The organism is Thalassotalea sp. HSM 43 (assembly GCF_004752005.1).
GTDB lineage: Bacteria > Pseudomonadota > Gammaproteobacteria > Enterobacterales > Alteromonadaceae > Thalassotalea_A.
The window spans coordinates 857,239-876,996 of sequence record NZ_CP038493.1 but is presented as its reverse complement, the minus strand read 5'-3'; the positions used below and the strand labels follow the sequence as shown (position 1 = coordinate 876,996).

Here is a 19,758-nt window from a genome sequence, read left to right as displayed (position 1 = left end):
TATGAAAATGAGTTCAGAACACGCCTATGACATAGGCATCCCAGGGCAAAAATGGGGTGAGGCAGAGGTCGCACAGTGGCTTTCAAAGCAACAGATAAAACGCAGCTATCAGCAACAGGTTGTCGATAAGATAAATGCTTTAGCCGATACCTATTTGGTCGAGCAATACGGTGAACTGATATATCCGGCAGGGGATTACCCTTTATACGCGATAAAGGTCAGTGCATTAGGCGATAACAAACCTTGGGTCTTGGTTACGGGTGGCGTGCATGGCTACGAAACCTCTGGTGTGCAAGGGGCGATTCGTTTTGTTGAAACCCAAGCCGAGCATTACCGTCAGCACGTAAACTTACTGATTTTACCCTGCATCAGCCCATGGGGTTATGAAACCATTAACCGTTGGAATGTCGATGCGATTGATCCAAACCGGTCTTTTTACGCTAATTCGCCTGCGCCAGAATCGGCTCAAGCTATCGACTATGTGCGCCGTTTTGCCGCCGATGCGGGTCACGAATTTGTTATGCATATCGATTTGCATGAAACCACCGATACTGACAACAGCGAGTTTCGACCAGCGTTGTCGGCGCGTGATGCCATAGTGCAAAAAACATGGAATATACCTGACGGGTTTTACTTAGTTGGCGATAGCACTAAACCTGAGGCTGACTTTCAAAAAGCGATTATCGACGAAGTTGCCAAGGTCACCCATATTGCTCCTGCTGATCAGCAAAACAAACTCATTGGTGTTGATTTAGAACAGTTTGGTGTTATCAATTACGCGGCGAGAGAGCTTGGCCTTTGCATGGGCTTGACCGAAGCAACTTATGTGACCATCACCGAAGTGTACCCGGATAGTCCTTTGGTCGATGATGAAAATTGCACTTTGGCGCAGGTGGCGGCAATAACCGGTGGTTTGGATTATATTCTGAGTAAATAGCGGTTAAACAGCGTTTTGAATTGATATCTCGTCAATCAATAACACGCTAAACAAACATAAAAAGAGCTAAAAAAAGGGCCGATGTGATAATCACATCGGCCCTTATTAATTCGCTGCACCCAAGGGAGAATAAATGCAGCGATTTTGCTCCAGAAATTAAGCCTTACGGCGCATTGCTAAAGGCAATAACAATAATAAGAAGTACAAAGCACCACCAGAAGAGTCATCATCGTCAGATTTCTCTGCAATGGTGTTTTGCTCAGCTTCGATTTCAACTTCAACTTCTAATACAGTTGTTTCGATACCATCACTGATGGTTAGCGTAAAGGTATAAGTCCCAGCACTCAAACCTGTTACTTCAGTCACAACCCATTCTGGATTGTTAATCTCACCCGGACCTTCCCAAAGATAGGTTAGGTTATCACCGTCATCATCAGTCGAACTAGATGCATCTAAGACTACAACGCTGTTGTCTTCAATTGCCGAAACTACTTCCGCTTTAGGCGCTGTATTCTTACCATTTACGGTAAGCATAAAGCTCGCGCTTGCCGCATCACTTGGATTTTCAACATCAGATACCATAACGGTAACTTCTGTTTCACCTAGTAACTGGGCTTGCGGAGTAATGGTAATGATTGAACCTGATTCGTGTGATTCAACCGAGTAGTCGATACCTTCACCGTAAGCACTGATCTCATTTACTGAGTTTTGCTCATCTGCATAGTAAACAGGGAAGCTGATTGACACTTTTCTGTCAGTTTCCATGTCGTTAAATGCACCGATGCTTAGGTTGCTCGCCACATCAACAGTGTGCGTCATTTCGATATCTTGCATACCTTCAATGCTTGATACTGCGTCAAATACCAATACCGCACCTGCCGCTGAATGAGCAATGTCAAACCAAGCTGTTACTTCAAACTGCGAAGACTCTGGACCAACATAGTCATAACAAACAACTAGATCGTTAGACACTTTGTCTTTTAGGTTGCCAAATGTGTATTCAGCACCCAAGTAGGCTGATAAAGGACCACGGATATATACAGGACCTTTGAAACCTTGCAGACCAATCGAACCACGATCATCGGCAGTACCAAAATCGATGTTGTCATAAGCCATATACATTTCGTATTGGCCAGCACCGAAACGGGTATCTTTGTTGATGATCATTTCAAAATCAAAGCTGTTATCTAGCTTGGTCCAGCTGTAGCTGCGGGTGAAGCGATCGTAAACAGGATCAGTGTAATCTGCAGCGTTATCCCACTCGATAATGCTCCAGGTACCTGTACTTGCAATACTTATACCTGAATTAGCAGATAATTCGGTGGCGAAGAAGTCGTTATTCCACGCACCACTGCTGTCTGGACCCCAACCACGCCACAATACACCAATACCTTCATATGGGAATGCATTGTATGGGAATGGACGGAAGTCAGCCCAAAAGTTCGGGTGGCCCCACAAATCAACAAAACCGTTTGAACGAATACCCATGACTTTATTGTCGACGTTAAGGTTGTCGGTGTTGTTAAATAAGTGATAAGTGTCTGTCGCACCATTGAACATAAGTTCTGTTGGTAAGATAGTACCTGAACGGTAATCCGGTTGATTACGCTCATCAAAACCACCGAATAATGGTCCAATACCAAACTCAGATAAGTCAACATAACCGCCTGGTGTGGAGTTACCAAAGTTTGGTGTACGACACATGGCATCGGTAAGGTTGGTGGTCATCGCATAACCTGGTGTCATTGCGCTAGTATCGATTTGAACACCTGAGATGGTCAACATCTCACCATCAATGGTTATATCGCTAACACTGTCGTTTGATGCAAGAACATCTTCCACGTTAAGGCGCAAGCCTTCAGGGATTTTAGCGCTGATACTAAAGGCACGGTCGGCACCTGAGTTGTTGGCTAATACCGCGAACGTATATGGTAGTGTTTGGCCTGCTAACGCTTTGTCTTGTGGCACATCTAACGTTACATCATTTTTGCCACGAATCAGCTTAAATGGAATGTTACCTAAATTGCCTGCGTTAATTTCAGAGGTACCAATATCTAAACTGGTGTAATAGATATCGCCTTCTTCCATAGGCATATCCCAGCTAACGGTTAGGTTAACGGCTTGCTCACCATCACTTGCTGGTGTTTCCATGCTCATGTTATCAGCGATGTCACCGGTCACAACGGCAGTCGAGACTGTAAACGTTTCCTCAGCTTCATCAAATGGACCGCTTTCTTTGCTGTTGTAGAAAATAGCCCAGTATTGACCTGATTCAGGGTTATTGATGTTACAGAAGTTGTCATAGAGGATGTGGTTTGATACACACAGTAATTCTTCAAACGGGTCTGCTTGACCATTACCATTGTAGTCTTTACCGACATAAACCAAGACGTTACCTTTGTCGAAGGTACCCATTGCAGGAGAGTCGACAACACCCAGAGATTCAACGATCAAACGCTTAGCGTTTTCAGGAACATCGATATAAGTAGTGTAAGTCGCTTCATCTAAACGCTCTGCCATATCAATTGACATGTCAGCGTCTGAGCTCCATGGGAAGAAACCGTCGTTATCTTTTGGTAAAACGATGGTTTGTTGCTCAGCTTTTACCGGCTGATAAACGCGCGAGTATGGCGTCTCAGAGTATGGCAACATCACATTGTTTACTTGGTAATTGCTGTTGTCACGATGTGCCGTAGCAACTAAACGTGATGGCAAGTCGCCACGGTCATACTTAAATACAACTGGCCATTGTGAGTTTGGAATGTCCACATCATCGGCAGTAAAGATTAGGTTAGAATGCAACTCAACTTCAGAGTTACTGAACCAATCTTGGGTATCCATGATAGACGCTTTAACCACAATAGTTTGTGTCTCACCAGCTTTTAGAGAGAACTCACGTGGTGTTACATCAATGTTGACACCGTTTTGTGCACTTTGATTTTTCATATCAAAGTTCCAGTTCAACACGTCAGAGTTCGATACGGTCCAGCTACCATCTCTGGTGGCTTTTACGGTACGAATCCATTGACACTCTGGCGCACAGCTAAAGTCAACCAAGTTAGGCATGTTTAGTTTGTGTGGTGTACCACCATTAAATGGGTTAGCCGCCATAAAGTTTTCGGCGCTTTCATCCATAACCAAACCAGCTTTAACAGCTTTGGCAACGTTAATACGACCAGCACCCGCACGATAAATCTGTGCGTGACCAACTTGATCCGCAGGGTTGTTTAGTCGGTGATATTGCACCACATCATCAGCAGTCATTGACAAGGCTGATTGGATTTCTGTTGCTGACCATTCTGGTTGGGCTTGACGTAACAACGCCATAGCACCAGCAACATGTGGTGAGGCCATTGAGGTACCACTGATAGCAGCAAAGTCTTGACCAAACGGAGTCGCTGTAAACGGTTGCTCATCTGAGTATGCCGCCATAATATTAACACCCGGTGCAGACATAGTCGGCGCTAAGGTTTCAATGTTTTGGAATGACGGGCCACGTGATGAGAAGGTTGCTAAGAAATCCGCATTAGCAGGGTCGACACGACGCTCAATAACGGTTTCTTTGATGGTGATCATGTGACCTTTTTCAGAATAAGAATCAATCCAATCTTCTAAACCATCAGTGTTTTCAGGGTTGTTGTAACTGTAGTACTTACCGTTCCATTGCTCGTATGTAAAATGAACGCTAGGCAGGTCATACTTGGTTGGTACAGTGCCTTGGCTTTGGTTACGGTTAAACATGATGAAACCATCGGCGCCACCAGCTTGAACGTTAGCTACTTTGGCAGTACGTGCATTGGCGTTTGGATCGGCAGGATCGTGACGCTGACAAACAACGATAACATTGGTTGTACCATCGGCAGCACCAGGGATCGCGGTACCATCTTTAAAGTTCTCAAAAGTACCTACTGGGTATTCGTCAACACAATATCCGTTGTAGTCTTTTGTACCGTTGATGTCGGCGTAATCTTTGGCCCAAACAACAACACCAGTAAGCTCAGTATCGTTAATGGCACCACCAACTAAACCAGTCTCTGACCAGCTCGGTAGCTCTGAACCAAGTGATTCATCGATAAAACCGGCGTAATCAATAGCGGTATCAACGGCGATTTCACGACCGTGCGTGGTTGCAGCAACTTGTGCTAACCAAGGTGAAGAGTTATCTAGAACACCAAAACACTCGGCGCCACAAGCTTGGCCTGAGTTACCAGCAGCAGCGGCAACACTGATGCCTGCTTCACGGGCAGAAAGGAATGCAAGTTGCACCGGGTCAGCCCATACATTTGAGTCAGCACCACCGATTGAGAAGTTGATAACATCAACACCATCAGCAATAGCATCTTCAATACCAGCGACTAGTGCTTCACCAGGACAACCGCGGTAGCCTTGATCATTAGTCGGGTTACACACCTGATAGGCAATGATGTTAGCGTGAGGTGCAACACCAGAAACAACAGGGAATAAGTCTTCTTTTAATACGATACCATCGGCGTTTTCACCCGCTTCTGGAAGCAGCATATCTACGTCATACAACACGTTACCTGCAGCTGTTGCTGCAACGTGTGAACCGTGACCTTGATAATCTTCAGCAATTGCAGGCCAGCCTGGACGCATCGCTTCAAAGTTATCTGTGATCGCACTGTAGCTGCGCATACCGATTAATTTGTCATTACAGTTAACCAGCTCAGATACTTCAGGATCAGCACAGTTACCTACGTATACGCCTTCACCCCAAGGGTTGGTGTGGTCATAGCCGTCATCACCGATATCGGCAAATGAAGGGTGATCAGAGTTGATACCGGTATCGATGATTGCCACGACTTGGCCTTCACCTTTGTAGCTCATGCTATCAAGTGGTGCTGTACCGTCCCATACTTCTGCTGAGCCAATATGCTCAGGGCCTGTATCTGACAGCAAATCATAGTTTTTCGAACGCATTACCGAGGCAACATTCGACAAGTTAGCAATGCGACGTGCCTGCATTGGTGTCATGGTTACAGAGAAACCATTCATCGCTTTGGTAAATTGTTGTCTTACGTCAACTTTACCGGCAACACTTTCAATGCTGCTTAAAACTTGTTGTTGATAGGCAAGTAACTGATTTTCATAATCTGCAACCGCTTGGACACTGGCTTTACCTTGTTGGTAAAGTTTTTTGGTACCATTGGCGGCTAAAGCTGAGTGCAAGCTAGAGTTGCTGTCTTTTGCTTGTGCAGACACGGCATTGGCATGCAAACGTACAAAATACACCTGCTCACCAGTTATTAACTCTTCTTCAACGAATTTAGTGCCTTGTAAGTTAACCTGAACATTCAGGCCATCATTTTGCATCATTGATGCTGGATTATTTACAAGCTGTTTTTGGAACTGCTGGATTTGCTCAGTGGTAACGTTCGGCGCGGTTAACTTACCGACCTCCTGTCCACCAAGATCAGCAGCTTGCGCGACACCAACACTATACAGTGCAGTGGCAACAGCGCTAAAAAGCATACTTCTTTTCATTAGAACTTCCATAATTGTTATATTTTTATTGTGCAATATTGACGTTTGCCGCCAATATGGAAGCTCGAATATAACGCTCAAAAATACTAGGATGCTCGATATTTGTTGTAGCGTTTTGTACAAAAAGGCAACGCCAATTGCTCGCTTTTAGTTCGCTAAACTATTGATGGCCAAGGTTCTTTATGGTGATCGCGGACAACTGTACAAAAGTAATTTCAACTGGGCAGACGAGTTGCAAACGTGTTTGAACGTCTTGTTATTAATGGAAAAATGTGGCGAATTGTTGTTAAAGTGACGAATTGTAGCTTTTTGTACACTGGTGTTTATTTTTGTTAAAACTTGTTATTATCGGCTCAATTCAGTCTGTTTTATTTATTATTTTGCGTAGTTGATGTTGTATACGTTGTTTAGATTATGTTTTGTCCTTATGTTGCTCTGCTTGCCAACGACGGTAAGTGCTGTTGAGCAAGTTGAGACCGATAAGTGGACCTTCTCCATTTTTGCCGGCCAAGGTAAAATTGAAAATCCCGTTGTAAATCTTAAAGATATTGATACCAATGTCTTTCCTTCGATCAGCTATTATGGCGAACGTTTCTTTTGGGAAGGGACGACACTTGGCTACAGTTTACTGGAATCTGACGATGTTATCGTCGACTTAGTCGGCCTTCTTAACGAAGATGGCTTATTTCATCATTTTGAAGAACAAGAAGACCTGACGGTTATCGATGCACTTGGTTTTAATCCAAGTCGATTTCCTATTGATGGTGGCGAAGTCTTCAAACCGGTCGAACGCGACATTTCCTACTTAGGCGGCATCAGTGTCAGTGTGTTCAATGATTATTTTGAAACACGACTCGGTTACTTTCATGATCTCACCGCTGTTCACCATGGTTATGAAATTCACTTTAGCCTTGGCCGTGGCATCGAAACCAAATGGTTTAATATCTATTTCGAGGCGGGCAAGGTCATTAAAAGTGACGATTTGGTGCGCTACTACTATCAATTTCAAGATAAAGAGTTGGCATTTCTTGGTGGTATAAAAGATTTCTATACAGGCGGCCAAAGTCATAACCATTATTACAAAGTGGAGCTTGATGTACCGCTTACTGACTATTTGTCGCTAACGGGCTTTTTCAAGCATACCCATTTAGGGAATAACATCAGCAAAAGCTTGTTAGTTGAAGACAACAATTACCAAACGAGCTTCATTGGCGTGAGGTATAGCTTCTGATGAGTCTAGGGCTGCCAATCACAACAACGTATCGCACCACATTGCTGTTCTCAGCGGTGTTGGTATCTCATGTTGCGAAAGCTAAGTCGCCGGAGTTTATTCAAGCGGAACTGACTTTGACACCGTCGGTATGTGTTATGGCCGCAGAGCAAGGGAATTGCCAAAAACAAATCACCATGTCGTTAATTGGTCAGTTACCTGAGCGCTTTTGTGTCTTCGTCGAACACCAACCGCAAACCCGCCAATGCTATGTCAAACATCAAGCAAAGCAATTTAATTTCCCAATGGTAACGGAAAAAACGGCTACCATATTGGTAGAAGATACGACGCGTAGCCTAGTTATTGCTAAGGCGTTGTTTAAAGTCGCAACCTATGTAGGCAAACGTAAGAAGCGACGTTATGGCTGGAGTATTTTTTAATGCAAACCTCAGTTTCAAGGTATGACAATGACTCAGTTATGTAAATTACTGTTGATTGAAGATGATCTGCCATTAGCCAGCTTAATTTGCCAATACTTGCGAGCTAATCAGTGTGATGTGACCCATGTTAGCAGTGGTGAAGAGGTCGATATGTTGTTCAACATACAGCAATTCGACATCATTATTTGCGATGTTATGCTGCCAGATATCAGTGGTTTTGATTTATTTAATAATTTACGGGATCGGGTCGAATGTCCGGTGATTTTCTTTACCGCATTGGATGAAGATAAGGACCAGATTTATGGTCTAGAATTAGGCGCCGTTGATTATGTTGTCAAGCCGGTAGACCCGGCTATTTTGCTGGCCCGCATAAAAGCTCAGTTACGACGCAGTAAACCACAACTTAGCACTCAGCTTCGCTTAGGGGAGCTTGTGCTAGATGACAAACAAAAGACCTTATATTATGACGGTGACGTCGTGTCGCTAACCATTCAAGAATTCGATGTGCTCTACTTGATGGCAAAGCACCATCAACAAGTGCTGCCTCGAGATGAATTGTTCCATCAAATTATTGGCCGTGAATACGATGGTCTTGACCGCGCCATTGATTTGATTATTTCCCGAATGCGTAAAAAGTTAATGGCTCTAGGTGTCGATTCAATTTCGATTCGGGCAATTCGTGGTAAAGGCTACATGCTGAGTTACGGAGGCTAAGGTGCTGTCTCAGTTTACCCGCTTATACGCGTTAATCGTGTTGTTTGCTTGCTTGATTATCTATTTATTTAATCAGCTTTATCATAATGTTGTCGATAGTGGTACCAACTATCAAATTGATATTGAACAGGTTTTTCAAGAGTCAAAAAACACTGAAGTGGATATCATTGCAACCAGTAGCATTGCCTTACCGAGCAATTTGCAACAAGAGCTCAGCTCTGGACGGGTGATTCAACTGGTTGATGATCAACAGAAGCATTATTTTTATCAAAAAAATGCGCAAGGCCAGTTATTGCGCTATGGACCAATAGATAAGCAGTTTATCGCACAAGATGAAGATGGTTTTTACCTGATCATTATGTTCTATTCGGCGCTGGCGATATTGGTGTTAAGTTTTATTTGGCCATTGTTTCGCGATTTAAGTCGGTTGCAGAAAAGTGCCTTACAATTTGGTCAGCACATCGATAGCCTTAATACGGGTATTAAGGCCAATTCAAATATATATCCGCTCGCCAAAACCTTTGAAAAAATGTCTCATCAAATCAGTGCCAGTGTCAAAATGCACCAAGATTTGTCTCGAACCATTGCCCATGAGATTCGTACGCCACTGGCAAGAATGAAGTTTTTGAGCGAGATTGTTGCCAAAGATATCGCCAGTGAACATCGCCAACGCTTGGTCAAAGATGTGCAGGAAATAGAGCAATTGATGGCTGAGTATCTGTCGTTTGAACGACTTGAACATGATCAGGTCATGGCGGATAAACAGTTACATAACGTCGATGATTTTTTTGCTGAGATTGCCGACAAGTTTAGTTATCAAAAGCATGGTTTTGATATTGCATTTCACTCTACCGCAGCGCAGGCCTATTTTGATCAACCGGCAATGGCGCGGGCGTTGCAAAATTTGATCAACAATGCCATTCGCTATGCGCAAAATACCATCTCGGTGCAATTGCATATTGAGGATGGGTTATGTCAGTTAACAGTGGCAGATGATGGACCAGGTGTCGGTAAAGAAGCCTATAAGCTTATTCAACCATTTATTCGTAAACAACAAGCCGGTGGCGAGAAAACCGGTTTTGGTCTGGGCTTGTACATAGTCCGCAAGATCATGATTTGGCACCAAGGCCATGTTGAATTAACCAATTGTGAGCAGTTACAAGGGGCTAAAATCAGTTTGGTTTGGCCTAATAAAGCCTAGGCGACTTAATTTTTTCGGTCGGCTAGGCTCTAGTTTCAACCCGTCACTGACTAGAAACGAGCATTGATAATAGGGAATACCTTGAGGTTTTTATCGACGAAGGTACCTGACTCATCGTAGTTAATTAGACCAATCTGCACACCTTTATTGATGCGAGTTGTGGCATTAATCAAACCAAACTGCAAGCCGTTTAAGGTTCCCGCGTAATTAACGAAACCCAACTGGGCACCGGTTATGTTGTTTTTGGTGTAATTTACCGCGCCCAATACACCACCGGTGGCGTTATTGTCGTGCCAGTTGGCGATAGATAAGGCAACACCAGTGAAGTCATTTCGAACCCGCTGTGCACCATAAAGGCCAATATGTAAGCCGCTAAAGTTATTGCTTTCAGCTAGGCCAAATAAGGCGATTTCGAAGCCTTTAACGTTATCTGTCTTACCCCATAGTGTCGCCAGGCGAGCGCCTTTAACATCCCCTTCAGGTAGGTTGGTATCTGGTAGCGAAAGTTGCGCGATGTTTTCGGCAAAAACAGAGGTACTTAGCGCCAACAGTGATGCGGCGAGTAAGGTTTTTTTCATGTCGATCCTTTATTGTTTTAGAAGAGTGCGATTGCGAGGCAATATGCTTTTTAACAGGCGTATAGTATGTTGTCGCTACGCTAAATACTGTTATCAAAACGTAATAAGTGTTAATAAACTGTAATCGTTGATATTTGTCGATGCATCGCTAATGTTGGGCAACGCTAGCGAATGTTTGGCAATGCCGTTACTGCTGGGTATGCCTTTTTATGTTGATTAATATATCTGTTGATTGAGATACGGCGGTTATATAACGCGCGCACTTTACCCGTCGATAGGTGGTTCATGATTAAATACGTTGTAGCTTACTTGATGCAGGCATACTAGGTTGCGATTTGGCAGCAAAATACTATGGTAGTAGACAACAGACGTTATAAAACACCTATGGTTTGATTAGTCATGATCACCCGCTCTGATGATTTACATATATTACTCACTGTCGTTGACGCGGGTGGTTTTTCCGCGGCAGCGAATGTACTGGATATGCAAGTTGCCAAAGTGTCGCGCTCCGTCGCCAAAATTGAAACGCAATTAAATACCACTTTGTTAAATCGCACCACTCGTCGTGTTGAACTGACCGAAGAAGGCCTGATTTTTGTTGAACGTGTCAGGCAGGGGTTATATACATTACAAGAAGCGGAAGAGGAGTTGCTCTACAAGGGGGAGTTGCCATCTGGCGTGTTACGAGTCGATGCCGCCAGTCCGTTCGTGTTTCACCAATTGGTGCCGTTAGTGCGAGAATTTCAACAGCATTATCCGGCGATACAATTGCAGTTAACCTCTAATGAGGGCTACGTTGATTTACTTGAAAAGCGCACCGATTTAGCGATTCGCATTGGTAAATTGCAAGACTCAAGCTTATACGCTCGGCCTTTAGGTAAAAGCCCATTGCACCTTGTCGCGAGCCCTGAATATCTTGCCAAACGCGGCGTACCAGCTCATGTCGCCGATTTAAACGGTCATGATTTGCTTGGTTTTAGCGATAATCGCGTGTTAAATCGATGGCCACTAAAAGGCCTTAAAGAAATCGAGCCTAGCATTACCGCCAGTAGTGGCGAAACGCTACGCTTGTTAGCTCTGGCGGGCAATGGCATCGCTTGCATGTCTGCATTTATGATCCGTGATGATGTCGCGCATGGTCGACTGGTGTCCGTTCTATCCAAGCATAAAATTGCCGGTACGGAACGTGAGCAAGTTAACGCGGTGTTCTATAAAGCCTCGTCATTATCAAAACGTATTGCGGTGTTTATAGAGTTTATTCAACCTCGTTTGCAGTTAGGTCTTTAATGGCATTAACGACTTTAATGGTTTTACCTTTCGCTTACACGCCAATATTGCAAGCCAAGTGCATATATTCATTTTTTGCCGTCAATGTTTAGTATGAGCCTAGCCGGTGATATGATTTCAGTTTCCTTTTTCGTTTTACTTGTACGTTCACTTTCGCTTTCACTTTCACTTTGTTATTGCAGTGGGTAATTAATGTCACAATCAACGCTATCTAGATACTTAAATCAAGCAGGTTTAACTGAGCATGAGCACATCCAGTCGCTGTGGAGTGGTTATGGTGAGATAGCCCGGTACAGCAATCCGCGCAACAATAGCTCAATGGTTATTAAAAAAGTCGAGTTACCACAACAGGTTTTTCACCCAAGAGGCTGGAACACCCAAACCTCGCACCTAAGAAAGCTAAAATCGTATCAAGTGGAACGTGCTTTTTATCAACACATAGCGCCGTTACTTGATCAACATTGTCGCGTTGCCCGCATGCATGAGTGTATTGGTGAGTTACCGAGTATGGCGCTGCTATTAGAAGACTTGGACGCATCTGGCTATGTCGTGCGACGTATGGATGACAACATCGATGCGATAAAGCTCTGCTTGCGCTGGCTGGCGTTTTTCCATGCGAAAGGTCTTGCCTTAATCGAGCGCCAAACTAATGTCAGCAACCAGTTATGGCCTATCGGTTGTTATTGGCATTTAGCGACTCGCCAAGACGAGTTACAGGCCATGGCATCCGGTTTATTACAACAGAGCGCGGTGGCTATCGACAATGCGCTAAATACGGCTCGCTATCAAACGATTGTCCATGGTGATGCAAAAATCGCCAACTTTTGTTTTCATGTTAATGGACAACAAGTGGCTGCCGTGGACTTTCAATACCCAGGCCTTGGCGTCGGCGTAAAAGATGTTATGTATTTTTTTACCAGTTGCCTTGATGAGCGTGGTTTACAGCAACACCATAATGTTCTGTTAGACCAGTATTTTGAGGATTTACAGCTTGCGATGGCGCACTATCAACTCGATATTGATGGCGGGCAAGTAGAACGTGAGTGGCGTGATTTGTACGATCTGTGTTGGGCCGATTTCCACCGTTTTTTAGCGGGATGGTCGCCGCAACACACCAAGCTTAATCGATTTATGTTGAACAAAACCGAACAAGCACTTAAACATTTCAAGGGGTCAGAGTTGTTGAAATTTCAACAACTCTGACCCCTTGAAACTAGATCTATTGGAAGCTATTGATTCAATTGGTTAACGGTTTTGTATAGCGCTGTGGCTAGCTCGTCATCATTGATTTTTCCAGCTTGCATATCAAAGTTATCGTAAAAGCTTGGTAATGAAAATGTGCCTTTGACATCGCCATCAAAATAAGGTGCTGAGTTGCTTGCGCTCGCTAACACACTTTGCGCGCCGCCTGGGCCTGGTGAGCTGGCTAAAAGGATCATTTTTTTATTTTGGTAGACTTTCATATTGATGCGTGAAGTCCAATCAAATAAGTTTTTAAAGGCCGCGGTGTAGCTACCATTATGTTCAGCGTAAGAAATCATAATCGCATCGCCACTGCCTAACTTGTCAAAGAATGCTTGAGCCAGTTCAGGTTTACCTAGTTTGGCTTCTCTATCTTCACTAAACAGAGGCAGTTCATAATCATTAATGTCGATGACTTCTACTGTTGCGCCTTCGACCAAATTTGCGGCGTAGGTCACCAATTGTTTGTTAATAGATTTTGAGCTTGATGTGGCTGCTAGCGCGATAATTTTCATAATAATTCCTTAAAGCAAATTGATTCGGCGTTGATGTAGGGTATGATGAATGAAAACGTTGTCTGTGAATAGCGGTTAATATAGAAAATCACGTTCGATTTAATCGAACGCTTGCGCTTTAAATTTGACCTAACGTACTTTTAAAGCGAAAGAATGATCGTCAATCTCTCAGCAGCAGTAGATAACTCAAGTCATAATAATAAGTCATCGTTCATGAAATCAATTTCAGCAATTTGTTCGCTATGTGTTGCCGCTTGTATGAGTCTGCTATCTACCATCAGTCTCGCCAATCAGGGCAGTGCCTTGTCTGTGGATGTGACCGAAGATAAACCTCTTTGGGAAGCGGGTTTGTTCAGTGCCGCGTTTAGAGGCCCAATTTATCCAGCCGCTGAAGATTATCAAAATAAGTTTTTGCCAGTACCGTTTTTAATTTACCGTGGTGACGTTATTCGTATCGGTGATGAATCGATTGTCAAAGCGGTCGCGGTAGAAAAAGAAACCTTCAAATTAGATGTCAGTATTGGTGGCGCATTTAACGCAGATTCTGATGAGTCGAAGATTCGAGATGGTATGCCAGACTTAGACTTTATGTTTGAGATTGGTCCGGAAGCGAGCTTTTTATTGTCGGATTTTGGTACTGCCAGCAACAGTGATTCAGTTGCAAAAGGTAAACCAGCAGTCGACAAAGCTGAGCTGTGGCTGAATTTGCAATTACGCTCAGTATTCTCTACAGATTTTGAACGCATCAATCATCGCGGCTACGTTTTCCAACCTGAATTTGCCTTCACCTTGGATAACCTTTTCTTTGACGACTCACGATTCTTCCTTAGTGTTGCTCCTACGTTTACTACGGATAAAACTCAACAATATTTTTACGATGTGCAAGAGCAATATGCCCGTCCAGATAGGCCGTTTTATGAAAGTGACGCGGGTTACCTTGGCTCTAAAGTATCAATTGCTAACCGAGTAATGATCAACCCTGAATTGATGATTTTTGTCGGCGCGCAATTGGGCTTTTGGCATGGTGCTGAAAACAAAAACAGTGCGTTGTATCAGGATGAATTTACCTACGCCATCGCGCTGGGTGTTAAATGGACATTGTTTAGCTCCGAAGAAAAAGTGAAGTAATTACAAAGGTTTTCATTACAAAAGCTTTAATGCTCATTGATAACGCGCTACAATCTGGTCATACCAGTATTTAGTTAAAGCAATCTATGTCTTTATCGCCAGAGCAGGCGTCCTTGTATGTTGAAAGTCAGGGACAACAGATTCATTTGCGCCATATTCGCGCCAGTAATGTAAACAAAGATGCCATTGTCACACCGATATTTATGGTGCACGGTGCGATTGAAAATGGCCGCATTTTTTATACCGAATCCGGCAAAGGTTTGGCGTGTTTTTTAGCCAAACAAGGTTTTGATGTTTACGTCATGGACATGCGTGGCCGTGGTAAAAGTAAACCGACCATGAGTGCCAGTTCAGACTATGGCCAGTTTGAAACCATTAACCAAGACATTCCTGCCTGTATTGATTTTATTTTCGAGCGCAGCCGACAGCCGATGCATCTTATTTGTCATTCATGGGGCGGGGTATTACTGGCCAGTCTATTGATTCGCCACCCACACTATTTGGATAAAGTCAGAAGCAATGTCTGTTTTGGTACCAAACGCAGTATCTATCGACGCAGTTTTGAAAAGTGGTTTAAGGTCAATCTAGTATGGAATCGTTTTGCACCAATGATGGCAAAGCGGCATGGCTTTTTTGATGCTAAACGACTAGGAATTGGCGCTGATAGCGAATCAAAAATGTCGCTTGATGAGTGCATTGCTTGGGTCAATAAAGGCCCATGGATTGATCCTCGAGATGGCTTTGATTATGGCTCGGCCGCCGAACATACGCACTGGCCACCAACATGGCATCTCACTGGTATTAAAGACTTGGTGTTAGGTTATCGCGGTGATGTGCAGCGCTTTATTGATGAATGTCGAAACGAGAATGCTAAGTTCTCTTTGTTGTCAAAACAAAACGGCAATATGGTCGATTATGATCACAATGATATTCTCACCCATCGGCTTGCGGTCGATGATCATTTTCCGGTGTTGTTAAATTGGCTTAAGCAACATTAATTGCTGCCATTATTTATAGGCAGATGTAGCCTACACTTATAAAAGTCCGTATAATTCGCAGCCGATTTTTTGCTGTATTTTATTAGTTATTGGAGTCGCTATGCGCTTTTTGTCTCGTCGTTTGGTTATGCCTAACGATCTTAATTACGCCAACTCGTTGTTTGGTGGTAGAGCTTTGGAATGGATTGATGAAGAAGCGGCAATTTACGCTATTTGTCAATTAGAAACCAATTGTCTAGTGACCAAACATATTGGTGAAATAAGCTTTCAGTCACCAGCGTTGCAAGGTGACGTTGTCGAGTTTGGTTTAGCCACGAAAGCGGTTGGTCGCACCTCTATCACGGTGACGTGTTTGGTGCGCAATAAAGCCACCAAAAAGACCATTTGTCTAGCCGATGATATTGTTTTTGTTCAGGTCGACCCACAAACTCGTCAACCTATTGCGCATGGCAAAACCGAAGATGAATTGATTGGTCAAACCGAGCGTGAGCTGCGCTCATTAAACTTACTTGGTGGTGAACCAGAGTAACTTGTCACATTAACCTCAATGGTTAATTAAATCGTCTATCACACCAGTCGTTTTGTTGCTCTTGGCTAAGAAAGCTCCAAGCAATAAACCGGCTGGTTTTTTGTCCCTGCTGCATCGACACGGTTTTAACCTGGGTCGCATTTGCTTTTTTCAACGCTTGTTTCAATGCTCTTAGGTTATCTTTATTGGCGACCAAAGAGGTAAACCAAAAGACTTGATGGCCAAAATATTTGCTTTCATTAATCATTCTGCGCACAAACTTTAATTCACCGCCTGGGCAACATAATTCGTCATTACTGCCAGCAAAGTTAAACCCTTGATTCGCTATCTTATTAACGTCTTTATTAAGGTTTTGCCACTTGCGTTTATTGGCGGCACGAGCCGACGCTATCGACTCGAAAAAAGGCGGGTTACACATTGTAATGTCGATAAACTCATTACAGCGAATGATGTTATTAAAACAATGTTTACTGTCGTTTTGATGGCGTAAATGAATAGCCTGCTGTAAGCCATTTCGCTCTATAATGGATTGCGCATTATCTAGCGATGATTGACTAATATCGCTGGCGATCACCTGCCATTGATAGACCTTATGGGCGAGCAATGGGTACACTACGCTGGCACCGGTACCTATATCGAGTAGGCGAATATCTTTTGCGCGCTTAGGTATGCGATTATTGTTGCTGCTTTTTAGAAGGTCAGCGAGGTAGTGCAAGTAATCGACTCGACCGGGAATAGGCGGACACAAATGACCGTCAGGTAACTGCCAATAATCAAGCTCATAGTGTTGTGTTAATAACGCTTTGTTAAGACAAACTAAGGCCTTCGGGTTACTAAAGTCAATGCTTTGCTTGCCGTGTTTATTGTCGACAACAAATGCCTTAAGCGCTGGAACAGCAACACATAACTGCTTGAAGTTATAATCACCTTGGTGTTTATTGCGTGGGTGCATGAGGCTCGCTTGTCTCGATAAACTGATTGCTTAGGGCATGGTGCCTAAACGAAATGTGCCATCAGGAAAGAACTGAATCGCTTGTTTTTTCTTTTTTGCAATCAAGATAGGTCCGTCGTCCATCATTAAGAAGTTTTTCCAACAACGTTGAAATACATCAAAACGGGTTTCTATGACCTGTTTGCGTGAATTACAGAAATACACCGTGGTATTGCCCTGCCAATCAAGAAAATCCGCTATTTCATCGGGTAAGCTCTCATCGTCACTTTCCCACGCATTTTGCCAGTTGCCTTTATCATGCCAGCTATCATCTTTGCCAGGCCAATCGGCTTCACCGATAAAGTCTGGATGGTCAGCATTCTTGGCGATAAATTGGCCCCATAGCGTGGCGCAGCGAGCCGGTGCCATTGGTTTTATCAATTGCATATCTTGTTCGCTGATCGGCAATTGTTTAAAACGAAATACCCAGGCGTATTTGAGATCATCAATCTTGATGTAGTTCATATCATTGTATGTTGACAGGATTTTGCCAGAGTATAACAAATTGCAGCCAAGGTTAACGAGCTAAAACCATGACAATTTGTTATTTCGTTATGCAGAGTATAAACGACCGTGTGTTTCGGTTTGCACTAAATAGAGGCGCAAATGCAGCTCGACTTGATGATAATCATGCATCATATGCTGACACAACTGGTAAAACGCCTTGTTATGTTGTTTCTCTTTTATGTGCGCCAATTCATGCACGCAAATCATTTTTAAAAATGGCTCAGGGCATTGTTTAAAAATACTGGCGATACGGATTTCATTTACTCGTTTGATTTTACTGCCATGTACTTTGCTTATGTAACTGTGGGTACCTAAAGCGTTGTTAATGACATGAAGTTTATTATCAAAGCAAACTTTGCTTAGCGGAGCGGACTTTTTTAAGAATTGGTTTTTTAACGACTGTACATAGTCTCTTAGTTGCCCATCATTGCCTATCTGATGAGCGTCAGGATAACGCGCTAATAACCATGGCCCGAGCTTTTGCTGAGTAAGCAACTGTTGTGCTTGCTCAACAACTTGTTGCGGGTAACCTTGTAGGTATCTTAACGCGTTCATCATGCTATCTTAATGCGAAACAGGCGATTATCCAAAAATACTGCGCATCAACTGCATTGCCTGGTCGACGCTTTTGCCTGCACTAACACTTTTTATTAAGGTGTCACGCATATCCAGTAAATACGCTTCAACGCCATCTTCTGCCAACGCTTTATCAACCAACATCTCTGCGGTTTCTTTGCTACGTTTGCTGGCTCTATTGGCACCGGCACTGATTTTCACTGTCTTTGGTTTGTCGCGCATACGGACATAATTAGAACGGCGTGCTTGGTCTTCATCAGCATAAAAGAACAGGTCGAACATCAATGCTCTATGTTGCCAGATAAAGGCTTGTTGCTCATCTTCTGGTTGCGCACAGCGGTACCAAGCATATATTGGAAGCACATTAATGAGCTCTTGATAATAGCCATCAAAATCTTGGTTGCCGAATTTACTAATGTTTAAACCTTTACATAAATTGGCCAAGTTGGCATTGGTAAGAGGCACAAATACGTCTGGACGACGCATCGCTAATAATCGAGTTGCGGCGATTAATGGCGCTTTTTCACTGTCCGTCTGTGTCGCAAAAATGTGCTGATAGGCATCAACAAAATCTTGATAATGTTGCTTTTCTACCTCGCCTTGCAACGGAATATGCGCAAGCGCCTGATCAAATAACTCGGTGTGATTGGTTAACAAACGATGAAATGTCTTTGCCGCTTTGGTTGACGCAAACCATTCCACATCAAACGGATAGTTATCAATGTCATGACATGCACCATGCTTACCACTAAATGCCTGCAAATCAGCTTGGCTTAATTGCGCTAATGGTATCTCTCGAATATTGGCGATGTAGTGTAATAGCTGTGTGCGCTCTTGCAAAGATTGCAATTCAGACATGCTTTCAATGGCTTGATAAAATACTGGCCAAGGCGCGACACGTAACATTTTAAGCTGTATTTGCGAAATGCCTTGTTGCAGGGTGTCTTGCAACTTTTTTAGTACCGGTAATTGCTTTTCTTCAAGCAAGTCAACATTCAGATCGTGTTGGCAAATCTTCAGTAATTGTTGGCACCAACCGAGAAAGTCTTCTGGGTGATGCTCGACTTTAACGGCCATTAGATTTAAGGCTAAGTCGGTTATACAGGTTAACGCATTTTGGTATATAGCGTCTTCAACAGGACAGGTGTTTAATTTTGCTGGAAGGGTAAGCAATTTTCTCATTTAAGGCACAGCTCCAATTCGGTGAATCGATTACGAGGGGCGCGATTTTACCGACCTAGCGGTCGATAGCAAGACAAACAATGTTGGTTTTTGTGATATTTTTTGCGACAGGTCAATTAACAAGCAGTAAACAATGGATTTACAGTAATAAACTGTAAAAATTTTGTATATATCTTTGCGTTTAATGCAAAAGTGAATTGCCATTTTTGGTGTTTTTGCAA

General features: G+C 43.3%; 17 protein-coding genes. 10 read left to right on the top strand and 7 right to left on the bottom strand.

Annotated features, from left to right (window positions below):
- Position 1 precedes the first annotated feature (1 nt).
- Positions 2 to 937: a M14 family metallocarboxypeptidase gene (locus E2K93_RS03640; RefSeq protein WP_135437789.1), complete on the top strand. Its 936-nt coding sequence runs from the start codon at positions 2 to 4 to the stop codon at positions 935 to 937.
- 156 nt (positions 938 to 1,093) lie between these two features.
- On the opposite strand, the gene E2K93_RS17845 is transcribed toward E2K93_RS03640, so the two are convergent.
- Complete coding sequence (locus E2K93_RS17845) at positions 1,094 to 6,439, bottom strand: S8 family serine peptidase (protein ID WP_189637848.1); 5,346 nt, start codon at positions 6,437 to 6,439, stop codon at positions 1,094 to 1,096.
- Positions 6,440 to 6,878: 439 nt separating this feature from the next.
- Between E2K93_RS17845 and E2K93_RS03630 the strand changes: the two genes are divergently transcribed.
- From E2K93_RS03630 to E2K93_RS03615, 4 genes are read left to right on the top strand one after another with little or no spacing between them, the layout of a single operon-like run.
- Positions 6,879 to 7,670: a MipA/OmpV family protein gene (locus E2K93_RS03630; RefSeq protein ID WP_189637847.1), complete on the top strand. Its 792-nt coding sequence runs from the start codon at positions 6,879 to 6,881 to the stop codon at positions 7,668 to 7,670.
- Positions 7,670 to 8,089, top strand: coding sequence for a DUF3019 domain-containing protein (locus E2K93_RS03625; protein WP_135437786.1), 420 nt, complete (start codon positions 7,670 to 7,672; stop codon positions 8,087 to 8,089). Before E2K93_RS03630 ends, E2K93_RS03625 begins: the two co-directional genes overlap by 1 nt.
- Positions 8,090 to 8,116: 27 nt before the next feature.
- Positions 8,117 to 8,803, top strand: coding sequence for a response regulator transcription factor (locus E2K93_RS03620; protein WP_189637846.1), 687 nt, complete (start codon positions 8,117 to 8,119; stop codon positions 8,801 to 8,803).
- A gap of 1 nt (position 8,804) precedes the next feature.
- Positions 8,805 to 10,004: an ATP-binding protein gene (locus tag E2K93_RS03615; RefSeq protein ID WP_135437784.1), complete on the top strand. Its 1,200-nt coding sequence runs from the start codon at positions 8,805 to 8,807 to the stop codon at positions 10,002 to 10,004.
- A 50-nt stretch (positions 10,005 to 10,054) separates the two neighbouring features.
- Here E2K93_RS03615 and E2K93_RS03610 read toward each other — a convergent pair whose 3' ends face one another.
- A complete protein-coding gene (locus E2K93_RS03610; protein ID WP_135437783.1) occupies positions 10,055 to 10,582 on the bottom strand; it encodes an LA_2272 family surface repeat-containing protein in 528 nt (175 codons plus the stop codon).
- Positions 10,583 to 10,981: 399 nt separating this feature from the next.
- Between E2K93_RS03610 and E2K93_RS03605 the strand changes: the two genes are divergently transcribed.
- A complete protein-coding gene (locus E2K93_RS03605) occupies positions 10,982 to 11,869 on the top strand; it encodes a LysR family transcriptional regulator (protein ID WP_135437782.1) in 888 nt (295 codons plus the stop codon).
- A 192-nt stretch (positions 11,870 to 12,061) separates the two neighbouring features.
- Positions 12,062 to 13,072, top strand: a complete 1,011-nt coding sequence (locus E2K93_RS03600) for an oxidoreductase family protein (RefSeq protein WP_135437781.1) — start codon at positions 12,062 to 12,064, stop codon at positions 13,070 to 13,072.
- Positions 13,073 to 13,098: 26 nt separating this feature from the next.
- Here the strand turns inward: E2K93_RS03600 and E2K93_RS03595 are convergent, their stop codons facing one another.
- Entirely contained in the window at positions 13,099 to 13,626 is a 528-nt protein-coding gene (locus E2K93_RS03595; RefSeq protein WP_135437780.1) for an NADPH-dependent FMN reductase, read from the bottom strand.
- Between the two features lie 258 nt (positions 13,627 to 13,884).
- Between E2K93_RS03595 and E2K93_RS03590 the strand changes: the two genes are divergently transcribed.
- The 3 genes from E2K93_RS03590 (at position 13,885) to E2K93_RS03580 (ending at position 16,281) form a co-directional block, all read left to right on the top strand.
- Positions 13,885 to 14,754 (top strand): MipA/OmpV family protein, encoded by an 870-nt coding sequence (locus E2K93_RS03590; protein WP_228445474.1) that lies wholly within the window; start codon positions 13,885 to 13,887, stop codon positions 14,752 to 14,754.
- Between the two features lie 86 nt (positions 14,755 to 14,840).
- The gene (locus E2K93_RS03585) at positions 14,841 to 15,752 is read left to right on the top strand and encodes an alpha/beta fold hydrolase (protein ID WP_135437778.1); all 912 of its coding nucleotides are present in this window, start codon (positions 14,841 to 14,843) and stop codon (positions 15,750 to 15,752) included.
- Between the two features lie 100 nt (positions 15,753 to 15,852).
- Positions 15,853 to 16,281 carry an acyl-CoA thioesterase gene (locus tag E2K93_RS03580; RefSeq protein ID WP_135437777.1) on the top strand — a complete coding sequence of 143 codons (429 nt, stop codon included), beginning with the start codon at positions 15,853 to 15,855 and terminating at the stop codon, positions 16,279 to 16,281.
- A 22-nt stretch (positions 16,282 to 16,303) separates the two neighbouring features.
- Here the strand turns inward: E2K93_RS03580 and rlmF are convergent, their stop codons facing one another.
- The 4 genes from rlmF to E2K93_RS03560 form a co-directional block, all read right to left on the bottom strand.
- The gene (gene rlmF / locus E2K93_RS03575) at positions 16,304 to 17,233 is read right to left on the bottom strand and encodes a 23S rRNA (adenine(1618)-N(6))-methyltransferase RlmF (RefSeq protein WP_135437776.1); all 930 of its coding nucleotides are present in this window, start codon (positions 17,231 to 17,233) and stop codon (positions 16,304 to 16,306) included.
- Between the two features lie 30 nt (positions 17,234 to 17,263).
- Positions 17,264 to 17,737, bottom strand: coding sequence for a DUF2947 family protein (locus E2K93_RS03570; RefSeq protein WP_135437775.1), 474 nt, complete (start codon positions 17,735 to 17,737; stop codon positions 17,264 to 17,266).
- Positions 17,738 to 17,824: 87 nt separating this feature from the next.
- Entirely contained in the window at positions 17,825 to 18,334 is a 510-nt protein-coding gene (locus E2K93_RS03565) for a YgjP-like metallopeptidase domain-containing protein (RefSeq protein ID WP_228445472.1), read from the bottom strand.
- 27 nt (positions 18,335 to 18,361) lie between these two features.
- Positions 18,362 to 19,537, bottom strand: a complete 1,176-nt coding sequence (locus E2K93_RS03560) for a hypothetical protein (RefSeq protein WP_135437773.1) — start codon at positions 19,535 to 19,537, stop codon at positions 18,362 to 18,364.
- Positions 19,538 to 19,758: the final 221 nt, after the last annotated feature.

What these genes read in the sequence shown, in the direction of transcription:
- E2K93_RS03640 (WP_135437789.1), top strand. Translation starts at nt 2, where the DNA reads ATGAAAATGAGTTCAGAACACGCCTATGACATAGGCATCCCAGGGCAA.
- E2K93_RS17845 (WP_189637848.1), bottom strand. Translation starts at nt 6,439, where the DNA reads ATGAAAAGAAGTATGCTTTTTAGCGCTGTTGCCACTGCACTGTATAGT.
- E2K93_RS03625 (WP_135437786.1), top strand. Translation starts at nt 7,670, where the DNA reads ATGAGTCTAGGGCTGCCAATCACAACAACGTATCGCACCACATTGCTG.
- E2K93_RS03620 (WP_189637846.1), top strand. Translation starts at nt 8,117, where the DNA reads ATGACTCAGTTATGTAAATTACTGTTGATTGAAGATGATCTGCCATTA.
- E2K93_RS03610 (WP_135437783.1), bottom strand. Translation starts at nt 10,582, where the DNA reads ATGAAAAAAACCTTACTCGCCGCATCACTGTTGGCGCTAAGTACCTCT.
- E2K93_RS03605 (WP_135437782.1), top strand. Translation starts at nt 10,982, where the DNA reads ATGATCACCCGCTCTGATGATTTACATATATTACTCACTGTCGTTGAC.
- E2K93_RS03600 (WP_135437781.1), top strand. Translation starts at nt 12,062, where the DNA reads ATGTCACAATCAACGCTATCTAGATACTTAAATCAAGCAGGTTTAACT.
- E2K93_RS03595 (WP_135437780.1), bottom strand. Translation starts at nt 13,626, where the DNA reads ATGAAAATTATCGCGCTAGCAGCCACATCAAGCTCAAAATCTATTAAC.
- E2K93_RS03590 (WP_228445474.1), top strand. Translation starts at nt 13,885, where the DNA reads ATGAGTCTGCTATCTACCATCAGTCTCGCCAATCAGGGCAGTGCCTTG.
- E2K93_RS03585 (WP_135437778.1), top strand. Translation starts at nt 14,841, where the DNA reads ATGTCTTTATCGCCAGAGCAGGCGTCCTTGTATGTTGAAAGTCAGGGA.
- E2K93_RS03580 (WP_135437777.1), top strand. Translation starts at nt 15,853, where the DNA reads ATGCGCTTTTTGTCTCGTCGTTTGGTTATGCCTAACGATCTTAATTAC.
- rlmF (WP_135437776.1), bottom strand. Translation starts at nt 17,233, where the DNA reads ATGCACCCACGCAATAAACACCAAGGTGATTATAACTTCAAGCAGTTA.
- E2K93_RS03570 (WP_135437775.1), bottom strand. Translation starts at nt 17,737, where the DNA reads ATGAACTACATCAAGATTGATGATCTCAAATACGCCTGGGTATTTCGT.
- E2K93_RS03565 (WP_228445472.1), bottom strand. Translation starts at nt 18,334, where the DNA reads ATGAACGCGTTAAGATACCTACAAGGTTACCCGCAACAAGTTGTTGAG.
- E2K93_RS03560 (WP_135437773.1), bottom strand. Translation starts at nt 19,537, where the DNA reads ATGAGAAAATTGCTTACCCTTCCAGCAAAATTAAACACCTGTCCTGTT.